Consider the following 15,515-nt stretch of genomic DNA (forward strand, 5'->3'; position numbering starts at 1 on the left):
ATTTTGTTTTCGCTAATCATATGCCATTTAAAATAGAATAAACGTCAACCAAATACACATAAAAAGTACTGTCGATACAATATCTCGCTAAGTATTAAAAGTCATAACGTAATGTTACTGCCATTGCGTCGTGATCTTCATTATTATCAAGCGAAAACTTAGAGTACCAAAGATACATACGTGCTTGTTTACTCAAGCTTCTTTCGACTCCAAAAGACGTCGCATTTCCTGAATCCTTGAGCTTACCATTAGCACCGTCAGAGTCTTGATACTGAGCTAGTATAGTGTAAGCACTCACTTTATACGAGGCACTTATCATGTAGCTATCAACTTCATCATTACTGTCTATCGCTTCACTTTGTTGGTATATTCCCCCTACTTTAAAGCTCCCCAGCTTCCCCTGTACCGTAACGCGATTTAAGTCTTGTCCAGCGACCTGATTGTCATGAGCAACGGCAATATATACGCTTGTTTTCTTGAGCTTACTATCACCATAACTTGCAGCTAAAGACAGTCCATCCTCATCTTTTTGCTTGCTGTTCTCTTCAGCAATGTAACTCACAGTAAACTTCAAATGATTTATTGCTGGTGTTGAATACTGCACGGTGTCGCCCAGTCGGTTTTCTCCAACAAAAAAAGAATTAATATCACCAGAAAAGTCATTCATTAAATCAACTTTGCCTTGGGATTTCTTCATTGCCGTGTCATCGCGGCCGATTAACAACTGGCCATATTTACCTCGGATCCCCAAATACTGAGATCTTGCCGTCAGGTTATCTCCAGACTTACCATCTTTATCTTGATCTGCGATCTCAACTTGAAATTCGTATTTATAAAAAACATCAATACCTTCGTTGATCTGTGTCGATCCTTTGAGCCCCATTCTTGAGTTATAACTTTCAATCGATGTGTCACTATCTCCATCTTTGTCAGTATTTTGTATGCCAACATGTGCTCGGCCATATACAGACACGGCGTCATTAGCATAGCCATACATACTGACGAAGCTGCCACAAAGCAAGATTGCACAGAGATATTTCGTTTTCATAATTGATCACCTTGGGGATTAGTTGGGCGCAGTACAACAAGGTTTAGAAAGCAAGCGGCGAGAGTCAACTCATCACGTCCTGATCTCATATTTTTAAAGTTAGACTCTTTTAGCCACAGATCAAGAAAGCAAAAATGTAGGATCGTTATTTTATTAACTGCTTCGAATTTTACGCTCAAGATCATTTTTTTACTAAGTGATCACTGCCGGGATCGCGCTCATACTAACTAAAACTGACTTTTACGCACATTCACTTAGTATAAAAATGATCCAGGATCTCATCGTTGATTGATCTCAGCACGTTAGACGACTTACTTGGTATAAAAATGATCCCGGCTGAAGTGAACACTAAGCGCGAAGTAAATTGGTTTTAAAGTTGCGGGAGAAAAAGTAAGATATTGTTTTTATTGCTAATATAAGTTTAATATCGCGACCATACGCTACCTTTTAAAGATAGCTTTCCCCCAACACTGATCATGAAGAACTGTACATAAGGCGAATTGACACCGCAATTCTGGTACTACTAGCTACATCTACACTACCACAAGTGTCGATCATATCGGCTAAAACACCCAGTGTGTTATGCTAGAGACTGGTTAGTTAGTAAAGATCTGATCCCAACTTAACCCGATCGATCTACAGAAAATTTCCTCACTTAATATCACAAAAAGTAAACAGACTGAATTAAGTTACCTATTATAAAAAGTGTACAAGATCGATTTTTTGATCCAAAAAAGCCCCTAACTCTAGGGGCTTTTAGATTACTTTGACAGCGAAGCTCTAGTCTAAACTGAGCTATGCTCGTACTGTGATCACTTTACTTTTGGATCTAATTCACCTGTTAAGTATTTCAGGTGCATATCATCAAGTGAAATTGGCTTAATCTTCGCTGCTTGACCTGCCGTACCGAACGCTTCATAACGAGCAACACAGATCTCAGTCATCGCTTTGGTCGCCTCGGCTAAGAATTTGCGTGGATCAAAATTGCTAGGGTTTTGTGCTAAATGGCGACGGATTGCACCGGTTGATGCAAGACGCAGATCTGTGTCTATGTTGACCTTGCGAACACCATACTTAATCCCTTCTACAATCTGCTCTACCGGCACACCGTAAGTCTCAGGAATTTCACCGCCAAACTCATTAATAACAGCCAACCAGTCTTGTGGCACAGATGAAGAGCCGTGCATTACTAGGTGTGTATCAGGAATACGTGCGTGAATTTCTTTGATGCGGTTAATCGCTAAAATATCACCCGTTGGTGGACGAGTAAATTTATAAGCACCATGTGATGTACCACATGCGATAGCAAGCGCATCTACATTGGTTTTCTTGACAAAGTCTGCCGCTTCTTCTGGATCAGTAAGTAGCTGATCTTCGGTTAATTTACCTTCTGCACCGATGCCATCCTCTTCACCTGCTTCACCAGTTTCAAGTGAGCCTAGTACACCTAGTTCTCCCTCTACTGACACACCACAAGCATGAGCCATTTCAACTGTACGGCGTGTTACATCGACATTGTACTCATAGCTCGACGGTGTTTTACCATCTTCTAGCAATGAACCATCCATCATCACTGATGAAAAACCAAGTTGAATTGAGCGTTGACATACCGCAGGCGAAGTACCGTGATCTTGGTGCATTACAACTGGAATATGAGGCCATTCTTCAACCGCTGCTAAAATCATGTGGCGGATAAACGGTGCACCAGCATATTTACGCGCACCAGCAGAACCTTGTACGATAACCGGACTGTTAGTCTTGTCCGCAGCTTCCATGATCGCACGCATTTGCTCTTGGTTATTCACGTTAAATGCAGGAACGCCATAACCATGCTCAGCTGCATGATCGAGAAGTTGACGCATACTGATTAAAGCCATATTGCTTTTCTCCAATTGTTGATAGCCACCGCTATCGGTTTGAACGGATAATATATATACACCAGCCGTGCTGGTGTGATTAACCCTCATCGAGGTTAACCTGACGCCACTGAGCGTCGCCAAGCAATCATCAAATAAGTGAGAGAGTGATGATTGCTAGGTAGTAAAAGAGGCAGCGCGAAGCTGCCTCAATCAATTTTAGTCTTTAGCTCGCTGTTCAAGCATAGCAACTGCTGGTAGGGTTTTACCTTCAAGAAATTCAAGGAAAGCACCACCACCTGTTGAGATATAAGAGATATCTTGCTCAACACCATATTTGTCAATCGCGGCCAACGTATCACCGCCACCAGCAATTGAAAATGCTGACGATTTAGCAATTGCATTGGCAATTGCTTCAGTGCCATTGCCAAATTGATCAAATTCGAACACGCCCACAGGACCATTCCATACAACAGTGCCAGCGCTTGCAATGATTTCAGCGAGCTGCGTTGCGGTGTCAGGACCTATATCGAAGATCATGTCTTCGTCTGAAACTTCGCTCACATCCTTAATAGTTGCAACCGCAGATTCTGAAAACTCATTACCTACAACCACATCAGTCGGAACTGGAATATCACCATCATTTGCTCTCGCAGCGGCGACAAGTTTATTCGCTTCTGGTATCAAATCAGCTTCGTACAATGACTTACCAACGGGGTTACCTGCTGCTGCAATAAAAGTATTGGCAATACCGCCACCGGTAACGAGTTGGTCAACAACTTTAGATAGCGAATCTAGTACGGTGAGTTTTGTTGATACCTTTGAGCCACCAACAATAGCAACCAAAGGACGAGCTGGATTATCTAGCGCTTTACCAAGCGCTTCCAGCTCGGCGGCAAGCAATGGACCAGCACAAGCCACTTCAGCATAGAGGCCTACACCATGTGTCGACGCTTGAGCACGATGTGCAGTACCAAAGGCATCCATTACATAAACAYCACAAAGGGCAGCTAACTTCTTTGCAAGGGTTTCATCATCTTTCTTTTCACCCACGTTAAAGCGTACGTTTTCAAATACGATTACTTCATTGTCGCTGACGTCAACCCCGTCAAGATAGTCCGTCACCAAACGGACTTCTTGAGACAGAGCATCATTAAGATAGTCCACTACAGGCTGCATAGAGTATTGCGCATCGAACTCACCCTCAGTTGGACGACCAAGATGAGACATAACCATTACTTTGGCACCTTTTTCAAGTGCTAGTTTGATAGTTGGTAATGCTGCACGAATACGTGCATCTGACGCAACTTTGCCATCTTTAATTGGCACATTTAGGTCTTCGCGGATCAATACACGCTTGCCGTTTAAATCTAAATCCGCCATCTTAATGACTGACATTGGACATCTCCTTTAAGAACGATACTTTTATTGTCTACAAGGCGACTGAGGTTACTCTAATCACCTAAATTTGAATTTTTGTTTTAATTTTATGCAGCAGCTTTGATTATAACAGCGTATTTCTAAAATTATTAGCTTCTCATCATCTCGCCAGCCGTGTCTAACATGCGGTTAGCAAAGCCCCACTCGTTATCACACCATACTAATAATTTAACCAAGCGTTTATGGCTTACACGGGTCTGGGTACCATCGATAATGCAAGAATGTGCATCATGATTAAAGTCGACTGATACAAGTGGCTCTTCGGTATAGCTTAATATCCCCTCTAACCGGCCACTGGCAGCGTCCTGCAAGACTGAGTTTACGGCATCAATAGTCGCATCTTGGTTAAGGGTTACACTTAAGTCCATTGCGGTCACATTGATGGTAGGTACACGTACAGCGATTGCCTCAAAGCGGCCTTGAAATTGCGGTAAAATTCGCTCAATACCACGAGCTAGTTTGGTATCAACAGGAATGATGGATTGACTTGCCGCGCGTGTGCGGCGTAAATCACTATGATAAGCATCAATCACTTGCTGGTCGTGCATCGAAGCATGAATGGTGGTGATCGCACCTGACTCAATACCAAAGTTATCGTCTAACACTTTTATCACAGGGACAATACAGTTTGTTGTGCAAGAACCGTTTGACACTATCGTATGTTTTGGGGTCAGTACGTCTTCATTGATTCCAAAGATAACGGTCGCGTCAACATCTGCATCCGCAGGATGTGAAAATAGCACTTTTTTTGCACCAGCTTGAATATGCGCTAGTGCATGTTGGCGAGAGTGATACACACCAGTGCAATCTAATACTACATCAACATCGAGTGCACGCCACGGTAGGTGGCTAGGATCTGGTTCGGAGAATAGCTGGATCTTATCGCCTGCTACTTCTAAGAAAGACTCTGTCAAGGAAACTGGAAAACCAAAACGCCCGTGTGACGTATCATATTTAAGTAGATGTGCGATCCCTTGCGGATCCGCGAGTTCATTGATGGCTACAATTTTTATTTGTTGATCACGACCGGATTCGTAGAGCGCCCTGACGATATTACGCCCTATTCTCCCAAAGCCGTTTATTGCAAGCTTGATTGTCATTAAATTGAAAATCCATTAAGTCGCAAGTACGAAAGCTACCCTTCGTTTTGATGGCGCTATTGTAATCGACCTAGGATAAATGTGTAAGAGGCTTAATCAATTTTTTCCTTCTCAAAAAGAACCCAAGGCGTTCATAAAGCATTATTTTAGGAACCAGCGAATTTACCTATTCAAGTTAAATCCGCTATTTTGCATTTGCCACCGAGGCATATCGCTTGAGATTGTGCGAGTAATAACTCCGCTGTGGCAAGTGCATCTCCCAAGGCATCGTGGAGTTGATGTAGCGGTAGCCCATAGCGCATTCGACAAGCATTGAGTGTTAATGCGTCTTGCGCTAACGGATACCCCTGCTTTAACACCCGGCGTTTATCAATTTGCATTGTATCTAGCATCAAAGCCGGTTTGACATTCAAATTAAACTGTTGAAAAGCGGTTTTCAAAAAAGCCCAATCCATTTGCACATTGTGACCAACTAAAACGTTGCCATGAATCGCTTGTTGTAGTGCGAGCAACAGTGTTTTTAACGAATACCCAGACGCCAGCTGTGCGCTATCTATACCATGATATACAGGGCTTTGCTCAAGTGATTGCACTTCTTTATTAAGGTAATGCTGAGCGTCTTTCACTTCGATCCGCATATTTTTAATGGGTAGCCAACCCGCTGATACAATTTCATGCTGCTTTGGATCCAACCCAGTAAGCTCCAGATCCAGCACCACCAACTCAGCTTGTGAAAATAATAAATGCTTGTAACGCCATTTGGCGAGAGAACGAGAAAACCACTCCATCGCTTATAAGCTTCCTCTTGCAAATTTAAACGCACTGGCCTGTTGAGCTTGTTTTACTAGATAGAATGCTTCTTTGAGCTGATGCTTTTCAAGCGAAGACAAGCTTTCAGGGTTAATACAATTTCCAGGCAACCCCTCACGGTTGATTTGAGTTTTCAGTCTCAGTTGAGTTAAGAAACGCCAGCAATCCTTCAAATTATTAATATCTGATTTGGCTAATAGCGCACCTTTATTCAGTGCCTCAAGCCGCTCTAAAGTATTGGCTCTGGCCACCCCAGCTTTTAAAGCATAGAGGCGTACAACATCATTAATAATTGCTACTCCCCGCTTTTTCAAATCAAGGTATTTATGTTTACCCTTATCTTTTTCCAACTTAAATTGCTGAAAAATACCAATAGGTACTGAGTTCGCATTAATGTCTGTTGCCATTGCTGCATAAAAAAGCTCATTTTTACTAATGTTAGCCAAAGATTGACTTAGTGCGGCATACAGGTCGCTCGCTCCATCAATGAAGCGCATATCAAAGTAAATTTTACAATTAAGCATTGCTTTGGGTGTCGGTGATAAGATCCAGCGACTAAATCGCTCGCTCCACTGAGCAACCGTACCACGACACCCCGAGTTACTGGCCATGATATTTCCCGGACAAGAGCGGATCCCACATTCATTAAGCTGCTCACAGACAAAAGCACCAAGCTTTGCAAAATACTCGCGTGCTGATTCATCAATATTATCCGGTAGCAACAAGCCGTTATCTTGATCCGAATGAAGAGTCTGCTCCTCTCTTGCTTGAGAACCAAAACAGATCCAAGCAAAGCGGCATGGTGCCGCACCGTGTTGTTGTTGATATAAATAAATAAGCCTTGAAGTCAGAGCATCAGTAAGACCACTCAGTAACTTCCCTATCAATGAAATGTCTTCAATATGATATGAGAATTGTCGTAATAGATCCGGGATCYCTTGAGCATAGTTCTTGATGCTTAAAAGATTCTGCGCTTTGTAGATCCGCCCGATCAACTGTACTGGATCACTTTTTTGTTGTCTTAATAGATCAGTACTCGTTAGCATGCCTAACGGCTTATATGCTTCATTTAATACAGGTAAATGATGGATGTTGTGTTTTAACATCAAATGTAGCGCTGAAAAGACTCGGTTGTTTTCAAAAATATGTTTTGGTTTTTTTGTCATGATCTCTGCAAGTGATGCACAGGGATCTCGGTCCTGCGCTAAGACACGGTTTCGCAGATCTCTATCAGTAACAACCCCCACTAGACGATCATGTTCAGTGATCATGATCGAGGAAACTCGATGCTCACTCATTAACCTTGCCGCATCACGGATACTTGCATCGGGTGTTATCGTCACAGCCTCTTTGGTCATTAACTCTGAGATCTTACGTTCAGACCAAGTTTCACTTTGTTGTTTATAACGTGATGCCAATAGGCGATTTGCGTGAGCTCTAACAAAATACTGCTCGAAAGGCTTATATTCTCGACGCAAAAAATCAAAATCATGCTCTTTTAAGATGTAAACCAACCCATCCTTCTGCACTTCAATATGGTTTTGAATTGCATCACCAGTCAACAAAGACGGATAACCAAAATAATCTCCTTCACTCATACGCCCAATGACCTCATCTTTTGCCGAGATAAGATCAATAATACCTGAACGGATCAGGTAAAGGTTAGGCTGGCTGTCTTGCAACCAATCTTGCTGATTTGATTTGCTAAGGTATACGACTTGAATATGTTTGGAAAAATAACTTGCTGCTGACTCTGGTAGCTCAGAGAAAGGTGCTTGCTTGAGTACAAACTGAAAAATATCTTGAATTTCGGCTGTCATATCTCATCATCCTTTTCAACCAAATCACTTCGCTTTACCAAAAACAAAGCTGCCCAGCACTTTGGCTGGGCAGCTAAGCTAGCTTTGCTTAGTGCGCGTGAGCTGCACTTGACCCTTTCGGATTACGGATCCCTTCCACCATTAATTTAACTTCTTCAGGCGTTTCAGCAGTTACTTTCATTACTACTGCGGCCACAATAAAGTTAACCAACATACCAATGATGCCTATCCCTTCAGGAGAGATACCAAATAGCCAATTAGCAGGCGCATTAAGCTCAGGACTAACAAACTTAAAGTAGATGATATAGGCCGCGGTGAAACCTATACCCGTTACCATGCCAGCAATAGCACCTTCTTTGTTCATGCGCTTAGAGAATATACCCATGATAATCGCTGGGAAGAAACTCGCCGCTGCTAAACCGAAGGCAAATGCGACCACTGAGGCAACAAACCCCGGTGGATTAATACCAAAGTACGCTGATATCCCTATCGCCACCATCGCAGCTAAACGCGCAGCCAGCAATTCTTGTTTATCGTTGATATCTGGCTTAATAGTACGTTTTAACAAATCATGTGATACGGATGTTGAAATAACCAGTAGCAGGCCCGCAGTTGTCGATAGTGCTGCCGCGATGCCACCTGCGGCGACCAGTGCAATCACCCATGCAGGTAAGTTCGCAATTTCTGGATTTGCTAAGACCATAATATCACGGTCGATCTTCACCTCGTTTGCACTTTCAGGATCATCAATCTTGCCCGCAGAGTACTGCATTTTGCCATCACCGTTTTTATCATTGAATACGATAAGACCAGTTCTTTCCCAGTTTTTCACCCACTGTGGTGCTTCTTCATAAACCGTACCACTGCCATCTTTACCGTTAATTGTGTCTATCATGTTCACACGAGCAAACGATGCAACAGCTGGTGCTGTTGTATATACGATAGCGATAAATACTAAAGTCCAAGCAGCTGAAATACGAGTATCTTTTACTCTGGGAACGGTAAAAAAGCGAACGATTACATGCGGCAAACCAGCAGTACCTACCATCAATGCAGCTGTGATCGCAAACACATCAATCATGCTTTTGGAGCCTTCTGTATACTGCGCAAATCCAAGCTCGGTACTGAGTCCATCTAACTTGTCGAGTAAATAGGTGCCCGAGCCATCAGCCAGCGTTGCGCCGAAACCGGTTTGTGGTAGCAAATGGCCTGTCATCATCAGTGAGATGAAAATAGCAGGAACCAAATAAGCGAATACGAGTACACAATACTGAGCGACCTGTGTATACGTGATCCCCTTCATACCGCCAAGTACAGCATAGAAGAATACAATCACCATACCGATGTAAACACCTGTTTCAATATCGACTTCTAAGAAGCGAGAGAACACCACACCAACACCACGCATTTGACCAGCAATGTAGGTAAAACAGATGAAAATAGCGCAAAGTATCGCAACCACACGTGCAACCTGAGAATAGTAACGGTCACCGATAAAATCCGGTACTGTGAACTTACCAAATTTACGTAAGTATGGCGCTAAACACAGTGCTAGAAGTACATAACCACCAGTCCACCCCATAAGATAGACACCGCCATCGTAGCCCGCGAAGGAAATAATCCCCGCCATTGAAATAAAGGACGCAGCACTCATCCAGTCTGCTGCAGTTGCCATGCCGTTGGCAACGGGAGGTACGCCTCCGCCTGCTACATAAAATTCATTCGTTGAACCAGCTCTTGCCCAGATAGCGATACCAATGTAGAGCGCAAAACTAAGGCCGACGATAATAAAAGTTAAAATTTGAACATCCATCGATTAGCTCCTCACTCGTCCACGCCATATTTTTTGTCAAGCGTATTCATTTTAGAAACATAGACAAAGATTAACGCAACAAAAGTATAAATTGCGCCTTGTTGAGAAAACCAAAATCCGAGTTTAAATCCAAAAAAACGAACTTCGTTGAGCACATCAACTAACAGGATGCCAAATCCAAATGAAACGACAAACCAGATAGTGAGTAGCTTAAACATCAAGGCGAGATTTTCTGACCAGTATGCTTTCGCTTGTTCTTCACTTTTAAAAGCCATTTTAAATCTCCTATCACCCGCTCCAACATAGAGCAAGCAGTGTTAATAGACCTTAATGAGAGTAGCAATGGCTTGATAAGTTGAAATTGAGACCTTAGTCGTAACACCAAGATTACGTTTACGTAAACTGCAAAACAAAGGGTGTTATTATTAATAAAAAGTCTTTATAAACAATTAGATATGAATTTAAGAAGTGGCTAATTTTGATGTTTTCTCTGTTTTAATCCTGTAGTAAGACATTAGTCTAATTTGCTGAATAAAGACCTAAAGCCTACTCTGAGCTAGCACATAACATATTGTTTAATATAAATTTATTCATATATGATAAAAATCCAATGTAAACTAGACTATGAGCGGTATTTGTTTGATAAAGTATGGTGATATAAATAATAAGAATCGAACCCAATACTATGACCGTTATTTTACTCTTGGTTGCAGCCATTTACATCGGCGTACTTTTTTGGCTCGCCAATTGGGGAGACAAGACCACACCTCGAGCGCTAAAATTTAGTCATCATCCGTTTGTTTACGCATTTTCGCTTGGGATCTACTGTACTTCGTGGACTTATTATGGCTCAGTTGGCACTGCAGCAACGAGCAGTTGGCACTACTTTCCTATCTTGCTTGGCCCTATTTTATTGTTCATCTTTGGTCATGGSTTTCTACGTAAACTGATCCTAGTCAGTAAAAAACAAAACATCACCACTATTGCGGACTTTATCTCCGCTAGATATGGCAAACGCCAAACAACAGCGGTGATGGTTACCATGATAGCGTTACTTGCAACGATACCGTACATTGCTTTACAGCTAAAGGCATTGAGTAGTAGCTTTTTACTGTTGCAAAGAGACGGGCAGGTATCAGGTACGGCATTGGCATTGGCTGTTACGCTAATTATGGCTATATTTGCTATTTTTTTCGGCACTCGAAAAGTTGATGTCACAGAATACCGTTCAGGCCTAATGTTAGCTGTCGCATTCGAATCTATAGTCAAACTGCTCGCACTTGGTATGGTCGCAGTTCTGGCATGGCAGTCACTTACTCAAGCCCCTAGCTTAACTGCAAACTTAAGTGAGCATTGGCAGTCATTTGACTTTTTCAATTTTAATTTCGTTGGTCAAACCTTGATGGCCGCAGCTGCCATCGTATGCTTGCCAAGACAGTTTCACGTTGTCGTTGTGGATAATCATAATACTTCACACCTAAAGACCGCACGCTGGGCTTTTCCTCTGTACCTATTGTTAATTGCCGCTATGATAATCCCTATTGCAACAGCAGCTATACACCCTCAAATAGGTGCAGGTGCAGCACCCGATAGCTTTGTGCTTGCACTGCCCATTATGTTGGATCACCCAGTTTTAGCGACCTTTGTGTTCATCGGTGGCTTATCTGCTGCGACAGCAATGATTGTCGTCGCAACGCTTACTCTCAGTACGATGCTATCAAATGACGTAATACTGCCTTTACTGTTTAAGCGAAAATTCAAAAAGAATATTTTAAATAGCAGCTTCAAAACACAAATACTTTTGGTACGTCGATTTGTTATTGCTGCAATTTTGCTGCTGTCTTATATGTATCAACAATGGTTTGGTCATGGGGAAGCCCTAGCGAATATGGGGTTAGTTGCCTTTTCACTAGTTACTCAATTACTGCCAGCTATTATTGGTGGACTCTACTGGCGCAAAGGCCATGCGTACGGAGTATATGCAGGACTGATAGCGGGTTTCATTTGCTGGATGTTATTTTTGATGTTCCCCATCCTCGAAGCTGGCAACATTCTCGACTATGAGACGCGCCAAACAATTATTACCAGAGGTACACTACTTGCGCTTTTAGCCAATATCAGCTGTTACATCAGTTTTTCTATTGGTGCACAAGAGCGCCTTGTCGACCGCATCCAAGCTGCTGCTTTTGTAAACCCAAAAGATCAAACAAGACTTGCGAAAAGAGTAAATAAGCAAGTTCGTGCTACTGTGTATGATTTCAAAGTATTACTACAAACATTTTTAGGGGTACAACGCAGCCAACAGTTGTTAGGGCATTATGCACAAAATAACATTCTCGAAGATAATGATGCCTATCCTAACCCTGAGTTTATCTCATTTTGTGAACGAGCACTTACTGGTGTATTGGGTGCCTCATCCGCACAAGCACTGATCAGAACGGTATCATCTGGTAGACAAATGGCTTTCGAAGAAGTCGTCAACTTTTTTGATGAAACGACGCAAGCGCTTCAGTTTAACCAAAACTTACTTTTCACCTCGCTAGAAAATTTAAGTCATGGTATTTCTGTCGTCGATAAAGATCTAAAATTAGTCGCATGGAATAAACGCTATAACGAAATGTTTGCCTATCCAGATGGATTTTTAGAAGTGGGACAACCCATTGAACAAGTGATCCGCTTTAATGCAGAGCGTGGAGAGTGCGGCCCCGGCGAAATTGACAAACATGTAGATAAGCGAGTTCAGCACCTTAAAAATGGTACGCCTCATCACTTTATTCGTCATCGTCGTAATGGCGAGGTATTTGAGATGACAGGCAACCCTCTCCCTGAGGGTGGCTTTGTAACCAGCTTTTCAGATATTACTACTCATATAGCAACACAAAATGCACTTGAAGAAATCAATATGGATCTTGAGAACCGGATTGAAGCTCGCACTCAGGAAATCCGCGCCATCAACCTAGATCTTAAAGCTGAAATCGCGAGTAGGCAAAAAACCGAACAAGCATTGATGGCAGCTAAGAAAGAAGCAGAGCAAGCTAACGAGAGTAAAACCCGATTTTTGGCACTGGCAAGTCATGATATTTTACAGCCTCTCAATGCTGCTCGCTTATATTTAGCTGCAATAGATACCTATAACCTCAACAACAAAGATCAAAGTAACTTCGAAAAGCTAACAGATAGTCTAGACTCCACTGTCCATCTCATGAGCGCTTTACTAGATATCGCAAAATTAGAGCAAGGGGCCATGAAACCCACTCCAAGACACTTTAATATTGATGATATTTTACTGCCACTGGCTAATGAGTATGCCATCATTTCTAAAGAAAAAGGTTTGGTGCTGAAAGTCAGAAGCTCTCATAGTGTAGTGCACAGCGATACAACGTATTTACGCCGTATTATTCAAAATTTAGTGTCTAACGCTGTGAAGTATACAGAAAGCGGTAAAGTGCTAATTGCATGTCGCTGCCGAAAGCATAGTCTCAGACTCGAGGTCTGGGACACAGGCCCGGGTATATCTGAGCATGAACAAAATAAAATTTTTAATGATTTTTATCGTATCCAATCAGGCGATAACAAAGGTGTGGGGCTTGGCCTCGGTGTAGTGAAACGTTTATGTGATCTGTTATCAATTACCATTTCCGTAAACTCAATGGTAAATCACGGTAGTCGATTCAGTATTGATATTCCTTATGGTAATGCCGAGCTGTTACAAACAAAAGAAGACATTAATCAAAAACCGATGAGTAAAACACAGCTCAATATAATTGCTGTAGATGACGACCCAAAAAACCTAGAGGCGATGTCCAGCCTTTTAGATAAATGGTCTTGTCACTACCTACTCTTTTCCAAAGCTGAAGAAGCCCTTGCATATGCGAAGTCTAATGCAGCACCAGATATTATCTTAATGGATTACCAGCTCAACGATCATCATGATGGTATCTCTTTGATTAAAAACCTACGCACAATATGGAAAACAACAATACCAGCTATTTTAATCACAGCCGTCAGAGATGAGGAAGTAAAAGTGATAGCAAAGAGTAACCATATTCACTATCTGTCAAAGCCTGTAAAACCTGCAAAGTTAAAAGCACTGCTCAATCACGGTCGTTAGTGAATGAGCCAAGATTGAATACGATAGCAATAGCGGTATTTTTTATTACAAAAGATTTATCTCAAACGTTATTCCAAGTATTCTGAAGGCTCGTTTACACAAATAGGAATGAGGAAATGAGTTATATACTAACCACTGAGTGTAAGGATGATATAGGGCTGATCGCTAAAATAACTAGCCTATGCCATGAACATGGTTTTAATATTACGCGCAATAATGAATTTGTCGATAAAGAAGGCCAAAGGTTCTTTATGCGAACAGAACTCAGCGGTAGCCCAAGTCGTGACTTTTTAACACAGCTTCAACAAACTCTACCAAAAGGGGCTAAGCTGAACCTCCATGCTCAAGAGCGCACTAAAGTAGTCCTATTAGCTACAAAAGAAGCTCATTGCCTAGGAGGAGTTTTACTAAAACAGTATGAACAGGCATTTAATATCGAAGTACAAGCTGTGATAGCAAACTACGATACTTTAAAACCGCTGGTAAGTAGTTTTGGTATTCCCTTCCATTTAGTTTCTCATGAAGGCTTAAGCAGAGCAGAACACGACGCAGCCATGGCAGATCTGATAGAGCAATATAACCCTGATATAGTTGGTCTAGCTAAATATATGCGCATTCTTACTCCTGAGTTTGTCTCTCGCTTTGATGGTAGAATTATCAACATCCATCACTCGACACTGCCAGCTTTTATTGGCGCAAAGCCATACCATCAAGCGTTTAAGCGTGGTGTGAAAATCATTGGTGCAACTGCACACTTCGTCAATGATGAGCTAGATGAAGGACCTATCATTGCACAGAATGTTACACAAGTAAGTCATGCACATAGCGCAGAAGAAATGGCTAAAATTGGTAGAGATATAGAAAAAACGGTGTTCTGCAATGCCTTGCAATTAGCTTGTGAACACAAGCTCTTCATTAATGGAGATAAAACGGTTGTTTTCTCCTAGTGTAGCCAATTGTACGCTCTAGTACTCAGAGTAATATTCGCGGGTAAACCTCCTCCTAACAATACAACACTTTGTCGATATTGTGGTGAGCGCGAGTTTACCTCGCGATGTTGCAGAGTAGACTGTTTTATTCTTTTTTGTTTGATAGACCCAGCAGCTCGGCGGGTAAACCGCCTCCTACCAGTGCAATACTTTGTTGATATTGTGGTGGGAGCGAGTTTACCTCGTGATGTTACAAAGTAGACTGTTTTATTCTTTTTGTTTGAGAGACCCAACAGCTGCTGCACTTTGTTGATGTCGTGGTGGGAGCGAGTTTACCTCGCGAGATGTTGATTGCTTTGTGAGGTGTTGATTATCTTATAAGATTTTTTCCAAATCACACAAAGCAAAAAAACCCGTCGCATTGCTGCAACGGGTTTCTCTAATAAGGCCCTGACGATGTTCTACTTTCACATGGGAAGCCCACACTATCATCGACGCTGTTTTGTTTCACTTCTGAGTTCGGCATGGGGTCAGGTGGTTCCAAAAYGCTATGGTCATCAGGAAATTCTGTTCATTAATGAAGTATCC

10 protein-coding genes and 1 rRNA gene are annotated in these 15,515 nt (G+C 42.1%); 2 read left to right on the top strand and 9 right to left on the bottom strand.

Annotated features, from left to right (window positions below; all coding sequences use genetic code 11):
• Positions 1-94: 94 nt before the first annotated feature.
• The 8 genes from EAG18_RS15795 to EAG18_RS15830 form a co-directional block, all read right to left on the bottom strand.
• On the bottom strand, positions 95-1,048 hold the full coding sequence (locus EAG18_RS15795) for a porin (RefSeq protein ID WP_125253332.1): 954 nt from the start codon (positions 1,046-1,048) through the stop codon (positions 95-97).
• Between the two features lie 812 nt (positions 1,049-1,860).
• Positions 1,861-2,925, bottom strand: a complete 1,065-nt coding sequence (fba, locus tag EAG18_RS15800) for a class II fructose-bisphosphate aldolase (protein WP_125253333.1) — start codon at positions 2,923-2,925, stop codon at positions 1,861-1,863.
• Between the two features lie 198 nt (positions 2,926-3,123).
• Positions 3,124-4,302 (bottom strand): phosphoglycerate kinase, encoded by a 1,179-nt coding sequence (locus EAG18_RS15805; RefSeq protein ID WP_125253334.1) that lies wholly within the window; start codon positions 4,300-4,302, stop codon positions 3,124-3,126.
• 131 nt (positions 4,303-4,433) lie between these two features.
• Positions 4,434-5,444, bottom strand: coding sequence for an erythrose-4-phosphate dehydrogenase (epd, locus tag EAG18_RS15810; RefSeq protein ID WP_125253335.1), 1,011 nt, complete (start codon positions 5,442-5,444; stop codon positions 4,434-4,436).
• A gap of 170 nt (positions 5,445-5,614) precedes the next feature.
• On the bottom strand, positions 5,615-6,232 hold the full coding sequence (locus EAG18_RS15815; RefSeq protein ID WP_125253336.1) for a 3'-5' exonuclease: 618 nt from the start codon (positions 6,230-6,232) through the stop codon (positions 5,615-5,617).
• Positions 6,233-6,235: 3 nt separating this feature from the next.
• Entirely contained in the window at positions 6,236-8,074 is a 1,839-nt protein-coding gene (locus EAG18_RS15820) for a DUF294 nucleotidyltransferase-like domain-containing protein (protein WP_125253337.1), read from the bottom strand.
• An 88-nt stretch (positions 8,075-8,162) separates the two neighbouring features.
• A complete protein-coding gene (locus EAG18_RS15825; protein WP_125253338.1) occupies positions 8,163-9,887 on the bottom strand; it encodes a sodium:solute symporter family protein in 1,725 nt (574 codons plus the stop codon).
• Between the two features lie 11 nt (positions 9,888-9,898).
• Complete coding sequence (locus EAG18_RS15830; protein ID WP_125253339.1) at positions 9,899-10,162, bottom strand: DUF4212 domain-containing protein; 264 nt, start codon at positions 10,160-10,162, stop codon at positions 9,899-9,901.
• A 410-nt stretch (positions 10,163-10,572) separates the two neighbouring features.
• On the opposite strand from EAG18_RS15830, the gene EAG18_RS15835 reads away from it, so the two are divergent.
• Entirely contained in the window at positions 10,573-13,998 is a 3,426-nt protein-coding gene (locus EAG18_RS15835; RefSeq protein WP_125253340.1) for a PAS domain-containing hybrid sensor histidine kinase/response regulator, read from the top strand.
• 116 nt (positions 13,999-14,114) lie between these two features.
• A complete protein-coding gene (gene purU, locus EAG18_RS15840) occupies positions 14,115-14,945 on the top strand; it encodes a formyltetrahydrofolate deformylase (RefSeq protein WP_125253341.1) in 831 nt (276 codons plus the stop codon).
• A 430-nt stretch (positions 14,946-15,375) separates the two neighbouring features.
• Here the strand turns inward: purU and rrf are convergent.
• A 5S ribosomal RNA gene (rrf, locus tag EAG18_RS15845) occupies positions 15,376-15,489 on the bottom strand.
• Positions 15,490-15,515 lie beyond the last annotated feature (26 nt).

The organism is Pseudoalteromonas sp. J010 (genome assembly GCF_003934235.1).
Classification (GTDB): domain Bacteria; phylum Pseudomonadota; class Gammaproteobacteria; order Enterobacterales; family Alteromonadaceae; genus Pseudoalteromonas; species Pseudoalteromonas peptidolytica.

What these genes read in the sequence shown, in the direction of transcription:
- EAG18_RS15795 (WP_125253332.1), bottom strand. Translation starts at nt 1,048, where the DNA reads ATGAAAACGAAATATCTCTGTGCAATCTTGCTTTGTGGCAGCTTCGTC.
- fba (WP_125253333.1), bottom strand. Translation starts at nt 2,925, where the DNA reads ATGGCTTTAATCAGTATGCGTCAACTTCTCGATCATGCAGCTGAGCAT.
- epd (WP_125253335.1), bottom strand. Translation starts at nt 5,444, where the DNA reads ATGACAATCAAGCTTGCAATAAACGGCTTTGGGAGAATAGGGCGTAAT.
- EAG18_RS15815 (WP_125253336.1), bottom strand. Translation starts at nt 6,232, where the DNA reads ATGGAGTGGTTTTCTCGTTCTCTCGCCAAATGGCGTTACAAGCATTTA.
- EAG18_RS15825 (WP_125253338.1), bottom strand. Translation starts at nt 9,887, where the DNA reads ATGGATGTTCAAATTTTAACTTTTATTATCGTCGGCCTTAGTTTTGCG.
- EAG18_RS15830 (WP_125253339.1), bottom strand. Translation starts at nt 10,162, where the DNA reads ATGGCTTTTAAAAGTGAAGAACAAGCGAAAGCATACTGGTCAGAAAAT.
- purU (WP_125253341.1), top strand. Translation starts at nt 14,115, where the DNA reads ATGAGTTATATACTAACCACTGAGTGTAAGGATGATATAGGGCTGATC.